The following is a 17,337-nucleotide window of genomic DNA, read 5'->3' as shown; positions in this document are numbered from 1 at the left end:
CTTGTATGGCCAACCATGACCTGCACGATGGCGAACTGAACGCCCTCACCCACGTGTGCAACACCGGCATGCAGCATGCCGCCGTCGCCCTGTCCCAGTTGATGGGCAAAGGAGTGAGTATCCAGGTGCCCCGGCTCCAGGTGCTGGATGGCTCGGGCGTGTCGCACCTGCTCGGGTCGCAGGAGGTAACTGCGCTGCAACTGCAGATTCTGGGCAACGTGCGCGGCAGCATCCTGATCCTGCTCATCCGTGAGAACGCGCAGCGCATCCTGGAGCTGCTGCTGGGTCACGGGCCCGCGGAAGGAGAACCGCTCTCCGAGATGGAGCGGGCCACACTGATGGAAGTTGGCAACATCCTCGCCTCGGCCTGCCTCAACGCCTTGGGCAACTCGCTCAAGATGACCCTGCTACCCTCGGTCCCGGCCTTGAGCACCGGCCTGGGAAGCGATATCCTGTCCCGCGCCCTGGAGCGGGGTGACAGCGACGAGGCGGTGGTGATGATCGACGCCATGTTCTCGGTCTCCGATTCGCTCTGTGGCGGCAGCATCTTCCTCATTCCCGCGCCCGCCTCGCTAGGGGCCCTGTTGGGCGCGCTGGAGCAATGAAAAGGTTGCACGTTACCCGGTTGTATGTCAGAATGCGCGGTCAAACTGTCGCCACTTAGGCACTTTGAGGGTCCCGAGCTTCAGCCCGAGACCTTCACTACTTTCAGAGGTCGAAGATATGAAAATCGCCAGAAGCGTCGTCCTGTGTCTCACCCTGATCGCCCTCAACGCCGGCGTATCCTTTTGCGCCGAGCTCCCCCAGGTAGTGCGCACCATCGAGCAGGGATACGGCTCGCTGAACGACCTGCAGGCCGACTTCAGCCAGAGAAGCAGTATCAAGGTTATGAAGCGCGAGGAGAAGGGTGCCGGCGAACTGCTGCTGAAAAAGGGTGGCGGCAAGGAGTCGATGTTCCGCTTCAACTACACCAAGCCCAAGCAGCAGATCGTCTCCAACGGCAAAACGGTGTGGTACTACATCCCGGACCAGAAGCAGGTCATGGTGATGGACCTGGCGCAGCTTTTGGAGGCGAGTAACGGCATCGCCATGAACTACCTCTCCGGCCTGGGGCAGGTTTCCAAGGACTTCAGCATCGCCTTCGCCGCCGAGCAAAAGGACAAGAACGGCAACTACCAGCTGGAGCTCACCCCGCACAAGAAGAGCCCAGCCATGGCCAAGCTTCTCCTGACCATATCCGGCGACGCGGTGGAGAGCTTTGTCGCCAAGGGGCACCCCGGTACGCCGTTCCCCGTGCTCTCCTCCACGGTGGTCGACCAGACCGGCAACACCACCAGGATGGACTTCAGCAACGTGAAGACCAACCGCGGCATCTCCAGCGGCAAGTTCAGTTTCAAGATCCCCTCGGGGGTGCAGGTCATTAAGAGATAAAGCAGGTCAAGGTTAAGGTTGAGGTTAAAAAAGGCTTCTGCGTTTCCTCAATCTCAACATCAACCTGCATTTTTAGGGGGTTTTATGCCGTCATTCGACATCGTTTCCAAGGTTGACCTGCAGGAGGTCGACAACGCCATCAACCAGACCGTGAAGGAGATCGGGCAGCGCTACGACTTCAAGGGGTCCAAGAGCGAGGTGACCCTGGAGAAGGAAAGCATCAAGGTCCTTTCCGAAGACGACTTCAAGCTCAAAGCGGTCATCGACATCCTGCAGTCCAAGTTCGTCAAGCGCAACATCTCGCCCAAGGCGCTGCAGTACGGCAAGGTGGAGCAGGCCTCCGGCAGCATGGTGCGCCAGATCATCACCCTGCAGATGGGTATCTCCAAGGAGAAGGCCAAGGAGATCGGCGCCGTCATCAAAGAAACCAAACTCAAGGTACAAAGCCAGATCCAGGACGACCAGGTCCGGGTTACCGGCAAGAACATCGACGACCTCCAGGAGGTGATCCGGGTCCTGAAAGGGAAGGACCTCGACATCGACATGCAGTTCGTCAACTTCAGAAGCTGATCAAGAGGGGATTTTTTTTGAACCAGAAGATTAAGGAAAAAGTGAGCCTGGTGAGCCTGGGCTGCCCGAAGAACCTGGTGGACGCCGAGGTAATGCTGGGCTACCTCTCCAAGGACGAGTACGAGGTTACCACCGATGAGATGCAGGCGGACATCATCGTGGTGAACACCTGCTCCTTCATCAAGGAGGCCAAGCAGGAGAGCATCGACACCATCCTCGACCTGGCCGATAGAAAACACGACGCGCGCTGCAAGCTGCTCATCGTGACCGGGTGCCTGCCGCAGCGCTACCAGGAGGAGCTCGCCAAGGAACTCCCCGAGGTGGACATCTTCATCGGCACCGGCGACTATCCGCGCATCGCGGAGATCATCGCCGAGAAGAAAGGGACCGACTCCCAGCTCTGCTACACCGGCGATCCCAACTTCGTCTACAACGACGAGTTGCCGCGCCTGCAGTCCTCGCCGCACTACACGGCCTACCTGAAGATCGCCGAAGGGTGCTCCAACAACTGCTCCTACTGCGTCATCCCGGCCCTGCGCGGCGCGCACCGCTCCCGCCCCTTTGCGACGCTGATGGCCGAGGCCAAGTCGCTGGTCGCGGCGGGGGTGAAAGAGCTGAACCTGATCGCCCAGGACATTACCGCCTACGGCCGCGATCTTCCGGAGCAGCCGAGCCTTGAACTCTTGGTGCAGGAACTGGCCAAGTTAGAGGGGCTCAAGTGGATCAGGCTCCTCTACGCCTACCCGGACGGGGTCAGGGACTCGCTGATCGATCTGATCAAGAACGAGCCCAAGGTGTGCAAGTACCTGGACCTCCCGATCCAGCACATCTCCGACCCGGTGCTGAAGAACATGAAGAGGAGAAGCGGCGAGGCGGACATCCGCACCTTGATCACCAAGCTGCGCCGCGAGATCCCGGACATTGCCATCCGCACATCGCTCATCGTCGGCTTCCCCGGCGAGACCAACGACGACTTCAAGAAGCTGTTGCAGTTCGTCGAGGAGACCCGCTTCGACCGCCTCGGCGTCTTCTGCTACTCCCGTGAGGAGGGAACCCCGGCGGCGGATATGTCGGACCAGGTTTCCGAGCGTATCAAGCGCGAGCGCCACAAGAAGCTGATGCGCACCCAGGCCCGGGTCTCCTTCAAGCACAACCGCACCCTGGTCGACAGCGAGGAGGACGTGCTGGTCGAGGGGTACAGCGAGGAAACCGAGCTCCTGCTCAAGGGTCGTTCTTCGCGCCAGGCACCCGATGTGGACGGGCAAGTGTACATCACCGCGGGCAACGCCAACGTCGGTGACATAGTGAGATTGAAGATTACTGATTCCTCTGATTACGACCTGATTGGGGAGATCATCCAGTAGGCTTTTAGTCTTGACACCGACCGCTATTGCTGTATTATTGCGTCGCTTTGCGGGACAATGACTCAAACGGAGATAGTTTATACATGACCGAAAAACCCGAAGAAATGAAAGCGATGCTCCTCAAAATGAAAGAGGAGACGCTTAAAGAGATTAATAAGACTGTCAAGTCCGGCTCCGATGCACCGATCAACGAGCCGAGCGGCGACATCTATGACCAGGCCTCCAGCGAGCGCGACCGTGAACTCGGCCTGCTGCTGGGCGACCGGGAGCGCGAGAAATTGCGTAATATCGACGAGGCTTTACTGCGTCTGGAAGAAGGCGAGTACGGCATCTGCGAGGAGTGCGAGGAAGAAATCCCCATCGGGAGGCTGAAGATCGTCCCCTTCGCCCGCCACTGCGTCAAGTGCAAGGCGGACCTGGAGAAGCAGCAGGCACAGACCAAGCGTTTCGAAGAGGACCGCGCCTACCGCGAGATCGCGCTGGGCGAAGAAGAGGAAGGGTAACAGGCATAAACAGGCCACAGCGGCGGGGGGACGGGCATTATCCTTTTTCACCCGGCCGGTGCTAGAAATACCAGAGGGGACGGTAGAGATACCGTCCCCTCTTTTGTTTTGTCTGAGCCCCTCCCCCCGGAGGGGGGAGGTTGGGAGGGGGGAAGCTTGCAAGAGCCGCTATTTCCCCCTCCCTATCCCTCCCCCTCCAGGGGAGGGTACTTGCTATGGGTGGTCCACCGGGGGGGCGGCGATGAGCCGCTGGTAGTCAGCTTTCGTCATGGAGCTGTGCCAGTGACCGGTGGCGCGACCGATCAGGGTGCCGCCAACAAAGACCACCACGACCAGGGCGGCATAGACCATTCCGGGGATCACCTTCCCGTTCTTCGCCTTCATCTGCAACGCCTCGGGCTTCGGGCAGGCGCTCACGCAGCGCAGGCAGCCGACGCACTCCTCAGAGCAGACCCTTTCCTGGTGCATAACGTCGATGTAGGACGGGCAGGCTTTAGTGCAGCCGCCACAGTTGATGCAGGCGCTCTGGTTGCGCTGCACCTTGACCGGCGACAGACGCGACACCAGGCCGAGCAGCGCGCCGTACGGGCAGAGGAAACGGCAGAACGGGTTCTTGAACAGGAATGACAGCGCCAGCAGCACGCCAATCACCACCAGCGGCGTACCGGAGAGGTTCACGAAGAAGTCGAGCATCTTCACGTCAGCCATCTTGTTATAGTCGCCGGTGATGAAGGAGGCGACGCTGTCGGGCGCCATGATCACCAGGATGGAGAACAGGAAGAAAGCGAGCAGCAGGTACTTGATGGGACGCAACAGCCAGTCCAGCCAGAGCCAGACCTTGAAGTTCTTGCCGAACAGCTTGGTCCCCACTTTCCAGCATACCTCGGTGATGGTGGACACCGGGCAGACCCAGGAGCAGAAGGAACGCTTCAACAATAGCGACACGGCAATCACAGTGAGCAGTACGACCAGTGCCGCCGGGTGCACGTCGTTGATGCTCCCGAGCGTCATCCACCCCTTGAGGCTCACCAGGCCGGAGATGGGGAGAAACGCCTCGACACCGTCGGGACGCGCCACGAATGGGGTGGCGCCGCCGCTTCTGAAATGGAGCACGAAACGGTAGAAGGTTACCCCCAGGTAGAGGGAGAAGAGAAGGAAGCCCCACTGTACTGCGATCCTGACCTGTTGCACTTTTTTTTCTGCCATGAACCTCACCTTGTTTCACCTTGCGTATATGTTGCGACTTATTTTGTCGCTACCACATGCTACCGTCGTATCATCAAGGAAAGCGGAGGTAGCATATGGAACCGATGGTCATAGGAGCTGTGGGAATCGTCGTCTACTGCGGACACCTGACGGTGAAGGACATCATCGCCGACCTGCGTCAGGAAGGCATCCTGGTCAAACCCTTGTCCAGCAAGTGGCGCGGGTGGACATTGGACAAGGCCTTCAAAAGGCTCTTTTTCACCAAGGGGTTGTCCCGCTCCAAGGTCTCCAACAACTCCTTCATCTTCTTGCGCTGCAAGTCCGCGGTGCCGCAGACCGGGCAACAGCAGCAGACTACCGGGAAGCGGTTGTTGCGGGAGAACGGGATGATCTCCTTTTCCGGGACGTAGACCAGCGGCCTGATCACCGTGGTGACGCCGTTGTCGGCCAGCATGCTCGGGGCCATCGCCTTGAGCGAGCCCACGAAGAATTGGTTTAAAAGCAGCGTCTCGATGAAGTCGTCCATGTGGTGGCCAAGGGCCAGCTTGTTGCACCCCATCTGCTGCGCCAGGGTGTAGAGCGTGCCGCGCTTGAGCCGCGCGCAGATGGAGCAGTAGGACGAGTTGGGGCGGCGCTTCTCCGAGATGATGTCGTAGTGCTCGGTCTTCTCCATGTGGTAGGTGAAGCCGTGCTCCTTCAGGTGCTCCTCGATGATGTCGGCACGATAGCCGCGGTAGCCGGAGTCGATGTTGATCGCGACCAACTCGTAGCGGATCGGGGCTCGCCGGCGCAGCGTGTCCAGCATGTGCAGCATGGCGTAGGAGTCCTTGCCGCCCGACACCGCGACGGCGATGCGGTCTCCCTCGGAGATCAGGTCGAAGTCGTGGATGGCCTTGCCTACCCGGTTCTTGATGCGCGTGAAGAGCGCGTCCTCAATAAGCGCCACGGATACCTCCCGCGCGCAGTCCTGTTTCAGTCATAATTGCCGCTCTCATATCACTTCCCAACCGCGGCGTCCTGGCTGCCGAGCACGGCCGCCCTGAATGCCTCGATCCCCTTTTCCTCGATCAGCCTGCCCAGACGTCCCTGCTGCGGATCGTTCTTGTAGACTTCCACCACCTTGGCGACGATATCCAGCACCTCTTCCTCAGTCTGGATGTTGTCCACCAACAGTTCCGCCAGGCGCGGTCTGGGGCCGGAGTTACCACCGACCAGGATACGCCATCCCTTGTTGTGACCGACGATGCCGATGTCCTTGACGCCGGACTCGGAGCAGGCCAGCAGGCAACCGGAAACTCCCATCTTCATCTTGTTGGGAAGCTCCATGGCGTGGTAGATCTTGTCCAGCTTGAGCCCGAGCGAGGCGGAGTCGAGCACCGCCCTCTTGCACCACTGGGTGCCCGGGCAGATCTTGATGCTCCTGACGCACAGGCCGATGGCGGCCCCCGGCGTCTGGGCGAGGTCGGCCCAGATCGCGTCGATGTCCTCTTCCTTAACGCCGAACATGGCGATGCGCTGAGCCGAGGTCAGCTTCACTTCCAGGTTGTACTTATCGGCCACGTCGCAGATCTTTCTCAGGGTGGCGGTGTCCGTGAAGCCGCCAGGGATGTGCGGGGCGATGGCGTAGGTCTCGCGGTCACGCTGCAGGATGGCGCCTTTTTCCAGGATGTCCTTGGTGTTCATCATCTGCTCCTTTGTCTCCATTGAAATTGATGCAGGTCAAAATAGCTGAAAAGCAACCTCGGAACACAGAGGTCTCAGAGGTTCACAGAGGGCACAGAGAAAACACTACGAGAGCTGCAGGTTTTCCATAGTTACTTCCTCTGTGGACCTTAGTGTCCTCTGTGTTCCGCATTGCTTTTTATAAACTTAACCAACTCCACCGCGATCTCGTACTTGCCGAAGGGCGGCATGATGTAGAAACCACCGGCCCTGGCACTGGCGGCTTCGATGAACTCCTTGGCGATGGCGAGACCTTCGGCCACACCTTCGTCGCCGCTCTTGCCGGCCATGCGCTTGCGGATGTCATCGGGTATCACGATGCCGGGGACCTCGTTGTGCAGGAATTCGGCATTCCTCCCGGAAACGAGCGGCAGCACGCCGGGTAGAACCGGGATGCCCAGGTGCGAGGTCTGCTCCATCATGTCGTGGAAACGGGCGATGTCGTAGATGGGCTGGGTCTGGGCGAAACGGGCGCCGTTGGCCACCTTCTTCGCCAAGCGCCGGACCTGCACCTCCATGCTCTGAGTGTTGGGGTTGAAGGCAGCACCGATGGCGAAACCGGTACCGGACCCGATCGGGTTGCCAAGCGCATTGACGCCACTATTCAGGTCATTCAGGAGTTTGATCAGCGTGAAGGAGTTGAGGTCAAACACGGATGACGCTCCCGCCTCATCGCCTAAACTTGCCGGGTCGCCGGTGACGGCTAGGATGGACGTTACACCCAGCAGGCTCGCCCCCATCAACTCGGACTGCATCCCAATCAGGTTACGGTCGCGGCAGGTGACGTGCGCGATCACCTCGATGCCGACTTCGCGGCGGATCAGCGAGGCGAGCGCAAGGTTGCCCATGCGCACGCGGGCCAGCGGGTTCTCGGCCAGGTTGATGGCGTGCGCTCCCGCCTCCTTAAGAGCCCGGCTCCCCGCCAGCACCTTGGCGCAGTCGAGCCCCTTAGGGGGATCGAGTTCAACCGTAATCACCGGCTCGGTGCCCCAACGATCCAGGAATGTGGCTGAAGGCTCCCCTCGCCCTCCGGGAGAGGGGCCGGGGGTGAGGGCGTCGGCAGTGGCAACGTCCTCACTTCGTGGCACGACCCTCACCCGCCCTTCGGGCACCCTCTCCCGCGGGGCGAGGGTAAGATTCAGGCTACCTTGCAGCCGCACGGCCATGGCGCGGATGTGTTCAGGGGTGGTGCCGCAGCAGCCGCCAACCAAAGAGGCGCCGACGGTAACCAGCTCCTCGGCGCGATCGGCGAAGTATCCGGGGGTGGTCCGGTAGATATAGCGCCCCTCGATGTACTCGGGAAAGCCGCTGTTGGGATAAGCGGCCACCGGCAGCGAGCAGGCGGCGGCGATGCGTTTCACCGTGGCCAGCAGTTCAAGGGGCCCTGCGCCGCAGTTGGCGCCTACGACATCGGCACCGGCCGCGGCAAGTGCACGCGCGGCGCCCTCGGCGGACGTCCCGCCCGGTAGCCGCCCCCCCTCACCAAAGGCCAGATTCGCCACCACGGGAAGACCGGTCTCCTTGGCTGCCGCCAGGGCAACCAACAGTTCGTCCAGCTCAGAGAAGGTCTCAAGGATCACGAGATCCACCCCACCCTCGGCAAGCGCCGCCGATTGAACGCGGAAGCTGTCGGCGATTTGCTCCGGCGACAGTTCGCTCTTGCCGCGCCCCAGTGGACCGATGGAGCCGGCCACGAACACGTCCTGCCCGTTCGCCGCGCTTCTTGCGAGTTGCGCGCCCCTGCGGTTGATCTCGGCGACCTTGCCCCCCAGGCCGATGGCGGAGAGCTTGGCGCAGTTGGCGCCGAAGGTGTTGGTCTCGATGACCTGCGCGCCGGCAGCGAGGTACTCACGGTGCAGTTCCAGCACCAGCTCCGGGCGCACCAGGTTGAGGTGCTCGAAGTTCGCCTCCGGCGCCACCCCCTTGGCGTAGAGCATGGTGCCGATGGCGCCATCGCCGATCAACACCCCTTGCGCGACCCTGTCCAGGAACTTCTTCATCTAGCGACCTCCCAAGACCTTGATCATGTGCGGCACCAGCTGCTTCTTGCGCGACATGACGCCCTTCATCTCGAAGACGTGCGGTTCGGGCTGCGGGTACCCCATGAAACGGGTGAAGGCCTGCCCCCCCTCCATCATGAACATGGTGCTCTCGCTGGAGATGTCGGTAACCATGAGGCCGGCGAGCTCCAGCCCCTCCTTCTCGCGCCGTGCCGCGAGGGCTTGGCGCAGTTCCGCCTTCATTTCGTTGAACTCGGCGAAGCCGAACACCTCGACCTGGCCCACGCCGAAGGTTAGCTCGCCCTGGCTGAAGAGCTTGAAGTCGGAGCCGACCACTCGATCAGGACTGCCATAGCCGGAGAGAGCCCCGGAAGCGGCGAAGATCTCGGCGCCGAAGGCCTCCCAGTCCAGCCCGGCAACGGCTGCGAGGCGCGCTACGGTGGCACGGTCCCTGGCCGTGGTAGTCGGGGACTTCAGAATCACGGTGTCGGAGAGGATACCGGCCAAAAGGAGCGCCGCGATCTGCGCGGGGGGCACCACCTCGTGGTCCTCATACAATGAGGCGACGATAGTGCAGGTGCTCCCTACCGGAGCGGTGATGAACGGGATCGGATTGCTGGTGGGCGGGTTGCCCAGCTTGTGGTGGTCGATCACCTCGAGGATCTCCAGGTCCTCGGCGCCCGGCACCGACTGGGTCAGTTCGTTGTGGTCCACCAGGATCAGGGCGTAGGGGAGCGGCGCGAACAGAGAGGACTTGGTGGCGACGCCGGCCAGGGTACCGTCCTCTTCGAGCGCCAGCACCGCGCTCTCGCCCGAATGCAGCAGCTTATCCCGCAACCGCCCCAGGGGCTCGCCCACCGACACGCTCTCGAAGTTGGGGACGGCCAGCGCCAGCACCGGGGTCGCCAGCCGGGCCCGGGCAACGGTGGCCGCAGTGTCAAGCGGCGTGGAGAGGAGCGCCACCCCGCGTGCCTGCGCCAAACGCACCACGTCCTCGGCCACGGGCAGTCCCCCGGTCACCACCAGCAGGCGCACGCCCCGCTCGATGGAGGCCTTCTGGATCGAGGTGCGGTCGCCGGTCACCACCACCAGGGTCGCGGGATCGAAGCCGGAGATGCGGTCGATAAAGGATTCTTCGGCCATGGCGCCGACGAAGAGGTGCAGGCTCTCGACGGCTGCGTCGGCGCTACCGGCAAGAAACCTCCCGGTGAGGCAGGCGGCCAGCGAGGCGAGCGAAGCGGAGACCAGGCGCAGCGAATCGGCGCCGGTCACCAGCGAGCGCTCGGCGATCCTTCTCAGCGGGATGACCCCTTTAGGGACACCGGCGGCGTCCAGCACCGGAAGGACCCTGATTGCGTTATGGTGGAACTGCTCCAGTGCAGTCAAAAGCGGCGCATCCGCGGCGACTGTGATGGGAGTGCGCTGGATCACGTCACGCACTTTGGGGTGCACGTCAGCGAGGTATAATGGTGCATCCATGCCGAGCCGCCCCAGGAGCCAGGTAGTCTGGGGGTTCAGGTTGCCGGCCATGGCGGCGGTGACCCGCTCGTCCCCCAGCGCCCGCTTCAGGTGGGCGTAGGCGATAGCCGAGGCGATCGAGTCGGTGTCCGGATTTCTGTGGCCGATAACGAAAATCTGCTTGTCCATGTTTCCTTTCGTGTGTGTCGCGCGCGGACCGGCGGGAAGCTCGTCCCCAGCCCCCCCCTGCGCAGGACGGGAAAAATATTAAATTAGTCGTTTTTTCGGCGCGGCCCGTATAGAATGGCGCCGGTAAAGAAAGCGACAAAGGAGAGCAAAGCATGCATGCAGCAGTACAGTGGCTGGTCGAAACCATAGGGGCGATGGGCTACCCCGGGATCTTTCTCCTCATGGCCCTTGAGAGCTCCGTCATCCCGATCCCCAGCGAACTGGTGATGCCGCCGGCCGGATACCTGGCCCAGCAGGGTCAGATGAACATGATGGTGGCCATAGTCTGCGGCACCGTGGGGAGCCTCATCGGCGCCTACGCCAACTACTTCGCGGCACACTACCTCGGCCGCCCGCTCGTTCTGAAGTACGGCAAGTACGTCTTCATCACCGAGGAGAAGTTCGCCAAGGTGGAGCGGTTTTTCCAGGACCACGGCGAGATTTCGACCTTCATTGGCAGACTCCTGCCGGTGGTGCGCCACCTGATCTCGCTCCCGGCCGGGTTGGCCGGCATGAACCACGTCAAGTTCTCGCTCTACACCCTGCTCGGCGCCGGCATCTGGGTCACCGTGCTCACCTTCATCGGCTACGTCATCGGCTCCAACCAGGAGCTGATCATGCGCTACTCGCACCAGGCGGTCATCGGCGTCCTCATTGCCAGTGTCGTGATCATCGCCGTCTACGTCCGCCTCCAGCGCGGCAAAAACGCGGACCCCGCCGAATAATCCCCACCATAAAGCAAGGGCGGGTCCAGGACCCGCCCTCAGTAACGCCGTTGTTACCCGATCTGCGGGAGTAACCTCCCGCGTCGCGATCTACTTGGGAACCTTCTCCCAGTCTTCCAGGAACTTCTTGATGCCGGCATCGGTGAGCGGGTGCTTGGCAAGCTGCAGCATGACCGAGAACGGGATGGTGCAGACGTCGGCGCCGATCAGTGCCGAGTTGAGCACGTGCACCGGGTTCCTGATGCTGGCCACGATGATCTGGGCATCCATGCCGTAGTTGTCAAAGATGGTCCTGATCTCTTCAATGATCCCCATGCCGTCCTGGGAGATATCGTCCAGGCGACCGACGAACGGGGAAACGTAGGTGGCGCCGGCCTTGGCGGCGAGCAGGGCCTGCATCGGGGTGAAGATCAGCGTGACGTTGGTCTTGATCCCCTGCTTGTGCAAGGTCTTGGTTGCCTTGAGCCCTTCCGGGGTCATCGGGAGCTTGATGACGATGTTAGGGTGGATCTTGGCCAGCTCGGTCGCCTCGGCGATCATGCCGTCGTGCTCGAGCGAGATGACTTCCGCGGAGATCGGGCCGTCCACGATCTCGGTGATCTCCTTGATCACTTCCTCAAAACGCCGGCCGCTCTTGGCGATCAGGGAGGGGTTGGTGGTGACGCCGTCCACCAGTCCCAGTTCGTTGGCCTCCCGAATCTCTTTAACGTCCGCTGTGTCGATAAAAAACTTCATCTTTCCTCCGGTTGTGTTGTTATTGCCGCTGCTGCATCTCTTCGAATTTTTTTAAACAGTCCATGGAGCAGAAGTGGTAGCGCTGCCCCTCCAGCCTGCCGACAACCGCGTCGGCCTCGGCTATATACACGCCGCAGACCGGGTCCTGGAAGGTCTCGGCGGCTGCGGGTTCCTGCTTCGTTATTTTCTGGGTCGACTTGCCGACGAACATCCGGTACACGAGGTACGCCAACAAGGCCCATATCAAAAACTTCACTGGTCCCCCTAGATCCTGACCACCTGCTCGGGCGAGGTCAGCTCGGTTAACAGTTCGATGATGCGTTTGCCCAGGATCGGGTGCACCAGGTCCGGTGCGATGTCGGACAGCGGCTGGAGTACGAAACGACGTTCAGCCAGGCGCGGATGCGGGATGGTGAGCTGTTCGCTGCTAAAGACCAACTCGCCAAAGAGGAGGATGTCGAGATCCATGCTGCGGGCGCCCCAGCGCTGCGATGGCACCCGGTGGAAGACCCCGGTTTCCAGCTTCTTCAGCCGCTCCAGGAGGTCCAACGGGGCCAGTTCCGTGTTGAGGCGCACCACCGCATTGTAGAAGTTGTCCTGGGGCACCCCTCCGACCGGTTCGGTCTCGTAGAAGGGGGAAACGGCAGTGACCCTTGTTTGCGGCAGCTTGCCGAGCTCCGCTACCGCCATCAGGAGCTTCAGCTCCCGGTCGCCGATGTTGCTCCCCAGCCCTATGTATGCGCACTGTTCCACAGCCGCAGATTAGAACACAAATCCCTTTTTTTTTCAACCCTGCCCGCCGCGACGGCGCAGTCGGCCTGAGCCAAGGATAACGCGGAGATAGCACCCCTCGGGGCAACTTGCCCGTTTCCCATGTCACAAATTAAATGGTATAGTATCCCATCTTAATGTAGACGCAGCAGACAGGAGAGCCGTGTGAATCCTGAACTTGCCGAAATGGAAACGAGCGAACTGGTGCATATTGGCCAGGAAGAGCTGGAGGCCCGCCGCTTCACCTCCGCGCTGCGCTACCTGCAGGCGGCGCTGGAGCAGCAGCGTACACCGGACCACGTTTCCCTATACGCCCTGGCGCTGGCCCAGGCTACCGGGAACGTGAAGACTGCGGTGGCCCTGTGCCAGGAAGCGATCAAGCGGGAGCCGAGAAACTCCGACCATTTTCTGCGTCTGGGCACCATATACCTTGTGGCAGGCAGAAAGAAGGAGGCCATCAGGACGCTCAACCTCGGGCTCAGGGTGGGCAAGAACCCCGCCATCATGAAGCTGATGCAGACGCTGGGACACCGCGAATCCCCGGTGATCCCGTTCCTTTCGCGCGGCAATCCCCTCAACAAGTACCTAGGTAAGATTCGAAGCAGCCTCTTCAAAAAATAGTGGCATATCCCTTCCCCTGGAGGGGGAGGGCTAGGTAGGGGGAGCTAAAAGGGTAAGGGAACAGGCACCTGCGCAGCCAGTCCCCTATGACGTGGGAGGGTCGGATGATCCAGTACCTGACATTGAAAAGCAGGGAGAGAACGGAGCTGATCGACATCACCGCCAAGGTCGAGGAGTTGATCGCGGCCAGCATGGTGGGGAGCGGCAGCTGCGACGTCTTCGTACTGCACACGACGGCGGGGGTCACGGTTAACGAGGGGGCGGACCCGGCGGTGAAGCGGGATATCGCCAACTGCCTGGACCGGCTGGTGCCGGACGCGCACTACTTCACCCATGCTGAGGGGAACTCGGCAGCCCACGTCAAGTCATCCCTGATAGGGAGCTGCCAGCGACTCCTGATTGACCGGGGCAAGCTCCTACTGGGCACCTGGCAGGCGCTCTACTTCTGCGAGTTCGACGGTCCGAGGGAACGGAAGGTGGCGGTGAGGATAAGCGCGGATTAATCCGCGCCGAAGTGGTCGAAGCCGCGCCGCGGCGGCGTGTACTGTGAGCCGTCCGGCGCGGTAAGTTCAATGCCGGCTACTGCGGTGATCTCGCCGATCACGGCGACCGGCAGGTCGAGCTGAGCGCACAGCGCCGCCACCTCGGCCTCCTTGCCGGCTGGTATGCAGAAGAGCAGTTCGTAGTCCTCGCCGCCGGACAGTGCCAGCGCGAAGGGATCGTGACCGGGAGACGCATTGCCGGTAGCAGCGCCCTCACCCCCGCCCCTCTCCCGGAGGGCGAGGGGGGCATGATTGTTGAGCCCGCAGTAGGCCAGGTAGTGCTCCGAAAGCGGCAGCCGGGCCAGTTCCAGGCGCGCCCCCACACCCGACATCTCGCAGATGTGCCCCAGGTCCTGCAGTACCCCGTCACTCACGTCGATCATGGCGGTAACCACGCCTGCCTCGGCCAAGGCCACCCCCGCCTCGACCCGCGGGGTCGGGTCCAACTGTCGCGACACCAGGAAACCTTCCCGCGCCCCTGCAAACAACAGCTTGAGCCCCGCCGCAGCGTCCCCGACCGTCCCTGTCACGCAGACCAGATCCCCCGGTTTCGCACCGCTTCGCTTCAGCACGAGTTCCGGGCGCTGCTCGCCCAAAGCGGTCACCGAGATGGCCAGCCCCCCCTTCGAGGCGCAGGTATCCCCGCCCACCAGGGTCGCGCCGTAGCGTTCTGCCTGCTCCAGCATCCCGGCCATGAAGCCGTCCATGAATTCGAGGGGGATCTCCTTGGGAAGCGCGACGCCGAGCAGGAAGTGGCGCGGGCGCGCGCCCATGGCGGCGACATCGGAGAGGTTGACGGAAAGGGATTTTCTGCCCAGGGTGCGCGGGTCGCAGAAGGAGAGGTCGAAGTGGACCCCTTCCAGCAGCATGTCGGAGGTGATCAGGGTGACCTGTCCGGGGGTGGGAGACAGCGCCGCCGCGTCATCCCCGATGCCGAGAAGCACCGAGGGGGACGCGGCGACGTTTGCCTTGATCCTGTCTATCAGGCCGAATTCGCCCAGTTCGGCTAGTTTCAAGCCTTGCCCCTCACCGGGGCCGGGACCGGGACGCGGGTCCTGACCTTGCTTTTCGGGGGCTCCGGCTTGGCCTGCTTGGGCGCCGGGGGCGGGTACTTCTCAAGGGCGACCGCCAGCACGTCGTCGATGTTGGCGGCGGTGACGATCTTCAGCTTCTTGAGGATGGTCTTGGGGACGTCCTCGAGATCCTTCTTGTTCTGGATCGGGATGATCACCGTGGTAACGCCCAGGCGCGCTGCGGCGAGGATCTTCTCCTTCAACCCGCCGATGGGGAGCACCTTGCCGCGCAGCGTGATCTCGCCGGTCATGGCGACTTCCTTGCGCACCGGGATTTTCGTCAGTGCCGAGACCAGCGCGGTCGCCATGGTGACGCCGGCCGAGGGGCCGTCTTTGGGGATGGCACCGGCCGGGACATGGACATGGATGTCGGTGGTGGAGTTGAAGTCCTCCGGGATCTGGAATTCGGCGGTACGGGAGCGGATGTAGGAGAGGGCCGCCTGCACCGACTCCTTCATGACGTCGCCCAACTGCCCGGTGAGGGTGAGCCCCCCCTTCCCTTTCATGACCGTCGCCTCGACGAAGAGCACTTCGCCGCCGACCGGGGTCCAGGCGAGACCGGTAACCACGCCCACCTCGTTTTTGTCCATCTCCTCCTCGCGCAGGAACTTGGGAGGCCCGAGGTATTTTGCGACGGTGCCGGCGCTGATGACGAACTTCTCCCCCTTCCCTTCGGCGACCTTCCTGGCCACCTTGCGGCAGATGGAGCCGATCTCGCGCTCGAGGTTCCTCAAGCCCGCCTCGCGGGTGTACTTGGCGATCACGGTTCTGAGGGCCTCCTCGGAGAACTGGACGGTCTCCTCGGTGATGCCGTTTTCCTTCACCTGGCGCGGCACCAGGTAGCGCTTGGCGATGCCGAGTTTCTCCTCCTCGGTGTAGCCGGAGAGGTTGATCACCTCCATCCTGTCGCGCAAGGGCCCCGGGATGGTGTCCATCTGGTTTGCCGTCGCGATGAACATCACGTTGGACAGGTTGAAGGGGAGGTTGATGTAGTGGTCCGAGAAGCTGTTGTTCTGCTCCGGGTCGAGCACCTCCAAAAGCGCGGAGGATGGGTCACCCCGGAAGTCGGAACCGAGCTTGTCCAGCTCGTCCAGCATGAAGACCGGGTTATTGGAGCCGGCCTGCTTGAGCCCCTGGATGATCCTGCCCGGCAGCGCGCCCACGTAGGTGCGCCGGTGACCGCGGATCTCGGCCTCGTCGCGCACGCCGCCAAGCGAAATGCGCACGAACTTCCTTCCCATGGCGCGGGCGATGGACTTGCCCAGGCTGGTCTTGCCGACCCCCGGAGGGCCAACGAAGCAGAGGATGGGGCCCTTCATCTTCTTCTTGAGCTTTCTGACCGCCAGGAACTCGAGGATGCGCTCCTTCACCTTCTCCAGGAAGTAGTGGTCTTCGTTGAGGATCTCGGAGGCGCGGTTGATCTCCAGCGCGTCCTTGGTCGCCTTGCCCCACGGGATGTCCACCATCCAGTCCAGGAAGGTGCGTAGCATCCCCGCCTCGGCGGCATCCGGGTGCATCTGCTCCAGGCGCCCGAGCTGCTTCAGGGCCTCCTTCTCGACGTTCTGGGGCATCTTGGCGTTTTCGATCCCCTTTCTCAGCTCGGCCATTTCCTCGCTTCTGGCGTCGGTCTCACCCAGTTCCTGCTGGATGGCGCGCAACTGCTCGCGCAGGTAGTACTCGCGCTGGCTCTTGCCCATCTCCTCCTTGGCGGCGGACTGGATGCGGGCCTGCATGTTGAGGAGCTCGCTCTCCTTGTTGAGGAGGTCGTTCACCTTCTTCAGGCGCTCCAGCGGATCGACCACCTCGAGCAGCCCCTGCGCCTCCTCCACCTTGAGGCCGATGTTGCTGGCCACCAGGTCGGCGAGCGCCCCCGGCTCCTGCATGTTCTCGACGATGACCATCACCTCGGGGGAGACGGCCTTGCCGAGTGCCACGATCTTGGCCAGTTCTTCCTTAACGGTGCGGATCAGGGCCTCGGACTCCAGCGTGTTCTCCGGGGCCGCCGGCTCGATGATGCGGTCGATGCGCACCGAGTAGAAGGGCTTCTCGGCCAGGTATTCGGTGATGCGCCCCTTGGTGAGCCCCTGCACCAGGATTTTCACCCTGCCGTCGGGAAGCTTCAGCATGCGCATGATCATGGCGACGGTGCCGACCTCGTAGATCGCCTCGGGCGCCGGGTCCTCGTCCCCCACGTCCCTCTGCGTGGCCAAAAAGATCATGCGGTCCTTGGAAAGGGCGTGGTCGACCGCCGCTATGGAGATCTCGCGCCCCACGAAAAGCGGCAGAATCATGTAGGGGTAGACGACCACGTCCCGGACCGGGAGCAGCGGCAGAACATCCGGTATGTTAAGTTCTTCGGTTTCCTGCCTGTTTTCCATGTACCTCTCC

The 17,337-nt window shown here is 62.2% G+C and carries 18 protein-coding genes; 8 read left to right on the top strand and 10 right to left on the bottom strand.

The window, feature by feature from the left end; genetic code table 11:
* Positions 1 to 5 precede the first annotated feature (5 nt).
* The 5 genes from K7R21_RS18195 (at position 6) to K7R21_RS18175 (ending at position 3,868) form a co-directional block, all read left to right on the top strand.
* Positions 6 to 605, top strand: coding sequence for a chemotaxis protein CheC (locus K7R21_RS18195; RefSeq protein WP_224984704.1), 600 nt, complete (start codon positions 6 to 8; stop codon positions 603 to 605).
* 118 nt (positions 606 to 723) lie between these two features.
* The gene (locus K7R21_RS18190) at positions 724 to 1,431 is read left to right on the top strand and encodes a LolA family protein (RefSeq protein ID WP_224984703.1); all 708 of its coding nucleotides are present in this window, start codon (positions 724 to 726) and stop codon (positions 1,429 to 1,431) included.
* Positions 1,432 to 1,515: 84 nt separating this feature from the next.
* A complete protein-coding gene (locus K7R21_RS18185) occupies positions 1,516 to 2,001 on the top strand; it encodes a YajQ family cyclic di-GMP-binding protein (protein ID WP_224984702.1) in 486 nt (161 codons plus the stop codon).
* 17 nt (positions 2,002 to 2,018) lie between these two features.
* Positions 2,019 to 3,365, top strand: a complete 1,347-nt coding sequence (rimO, locus tag K7R21_RS18180) for a 30S ribosomal protein S12 methylthiotransferase RimO (protein ID WP_224984701.1) — start codon at positions 2,019 to 2,021, stop codon at positions 3,363 to 3,365.
* Positions 3,366 to 3,448: 83 nt separating this feature from the next.
* Positions 3,449 to 3,868: a TraR/DksA family transcriptional regulator gene (locus tag K7R21_RS18175; RefSeq protein ID WP_183345553.1), complete on the top strand. Its 420-nt coding sequence runs from the start codon at positions 3,449 to 3,451 to the stop codon at positions 3,866 to 3,868.
* 213 nt (positions 3,869 to 4,081) lie between these two features.
* Here the strand turns inward: K7R21_RS18175 and K7R21_RS18170 are convergent, their stop codons facing one another.
* From K7R21_RS18170 to K7R21_RS18150, 5 genes are all read right to left on the bottom strand, one after another.
* The gene (locus tag K7R21_RS18170; RefSeq protein ID WP_224984700.1) at positions 4,082 to 5,074 is read right to left on the bottom strand and encodes a 4Fe-4S binding protein; all 993 of its coding nucleotides are present in this window, start codon (positions 5,072 to 5,074) and stop codon (positions 4,082 to 4,084) included.
* Positions 5,075 to 5,252: 178 nt separating this feature from the next.
* Positions 5,253 to 6,020 (bottom strand): tRNA 2-thiocytidine(32) synthetase TtcA, encoded by a 768-nt coding sequence (ttcA, locus tag K7R21_RS18165; protein ID WP_224984699.1) that lies wholly within the window; start codon positions 6,018 to 6,020, stop codon positions 5,253 to 5,255.
* Positions 6,021 to 6,070: 50 nt separating this feature from the next.
* Positions 6,071 to 6,757, bottom strand: coding sequence for a nitrite/sulfite reductase domain-containing protein (locus K7R21_RS18160; protein ID WP_224984698.1), 687 nt, complete (start codon positions 6,755 to 6,757; stop codon positions 6,071 to 6,073).
* Between the two features lie 149 nt (positions 6,758 to 6,906).
* On the bottom strand, positions 6,907 to 8,796 hold the full coding sequence (locus K7R21_RS18155; protein WP_224984697.1) for a bifunctional homocysteine S-methyltransferase/methylenetetrahydrofolate reductase: 1,890 nt from the start codon (positions 8,794 to 8,796) through the stop codon (positions 6,907 to 6,909).
* Positions 8,797 to 10,443, bottom strand: a complete 1,647-nt coding sequence (locus K7R21_RS18150; RefSeq protein WP_224984696.1) for a putative manganese-dependent inorganic diphosphatase — start codon at positions 10,441 to 10,443, stop codon at positions 8,797 to 8,799. It abuts the gene before it with no gap.
* 152 nt (positions 10,444 to 10,595) lie between these two features.
* Here K7R21_RS18150 and K7R21_RS18145 point away from each other — a divergent pair, with 152 nt between their 5' ends.
* Positions 10,596 to 11,207 carry a DedA family protein gene (locus tag K7R21_RS18145; protein WP_224984695.1) on the top strand — a complete coding sequence of 204 codons (612 nt, stop codon included), beginning with the start codon at positions 10,596 to 10,598 and terminating at the stop codon, positions 11,205 to 11,207.
* A gap of 90 nt (positions 11,208 to 11,297) precedes the next feature.
* Here the strand turns inward: K7R21_RS18145 and fsa are convergent, their stop codons facing one another.
* The 3 genes from fsa to folK are packed head-to-tail and all read right to left on the bottom strand — an operon-like array spanning position 11,298 to position 12,695.
* Positions 11,298 to 11,942 (bottom strand): fructose-6-phosphate aldolase, encoded by a 645-nt coding sequence (fsa, locus tag K7R21_RS18140; protein ID WP_224984694.1) that lies wholly within the window; start codon positions 11,940 to 11,942, stop codon positions 11,298 to 11,300.
* Between the two features lie 19 nt (positions 11,943 to 11,961).
* Entirely contained in the window at positions 11,962 to 12,198 is a 237-nt protein-coding gene (locus tag K7R21_RS18135; protein ID WP_224984693.1) for a YHS domain-containing protein, read from the bottom strand.
* An 8-nt stretch (positions 12,199 to 12,206) separates the two neighbouring features.
* Positions 12,207 to 12,695: a 2-amino-4-hydroxy-6-hydroxymethyldihydropteridine diphosphokinase gene (gene folK / locus K7R21_RS18130; protein ID WP_224984692.1), complete on the bottom strand. Its 489-nt coding sequence runs from the start codon at positions 12,693 to 12,695 to the stop codon at positions 12,207 to 12,209.
* Between the two features lie 183 nt (positions 12,696 to 12,878).
* Between folK and K7R21_RS18125 the strand changes: the two genes are divergently transcribed.
* Positions 12,879 to 13,334 carry a tetratricopeptide repeat protein gene (locus tag K7R21_RS18125; RefSeq protein ID WP_224984691.1) on the top strand — a complete coding sequence of 152 codons (456 nt, stop codon included), beginning with the start codon at positions 12,879 to 12,881 and terminating at the stop codon, positions 13,332 to 13,334.
* A 104-nt stretch (positions 13,335 to 13,438) separates the two neighbouring features.
* Complete coding sequence (locus tag K7R21_RS18120) at positions 13,439 to 13,837, top strand: secondary thiamine-phosphate synthase enzyme YjbQ (protein ID WP_224984690.1); 399 nt, start codon at positions 13,439 to 13,441, stop codon at positions 13,835 to 13,837.
* On the opposite strand, the gene thiL is transcribed toward K7R21_RS18120, so the two are convergent.
* Both thiL and lon read right to left on the bottom strand, forming a co-directional pair.
* On the bottom strand, positions 13,834 to 14,892 hold the full coding sequence (thiL, locus tag K7R21_RS18115; protein WP_224984689.1) for a thiamine-phosphate kinase: 1,059 nt from the start codon (positions 14,890 to 14,892) through the stop codon (positions 13,834 to 13,836). The genes K7R21_RS18120 and thiL overlap by 4 nt on opposite strands.
* Complete coding sequence (gene lon, locus K7R21_RS18110) at positions 14,889 to 17,327, bottom strand: endopeptidase La (protein ID WP_224984688.1); 2,439 nt, start codon at positions 17,325 to 17,327, stop codon at positions 14,889 to 14,891. The genes thiL and lon overlap by 4 nt, the downstream gene beginning before the upstream one ends.
* Positions 17,328 to 17,337 lie beyond the last annotated feature (10 nt).

The sequence above is a fragment of the Geomonas agri genome (assembly GCF_020179605.1).
Lineage (GTDB): Bacteria > Desulfobacterota > Desulfuromonadia > Geobacterales > Geobacteraceae > Geomonas > Geomonas agri.
Note: the sequence above shows the minus strand (reverse complement) of the source record. Positions and strands in the feature narration are given on the sequence as shown.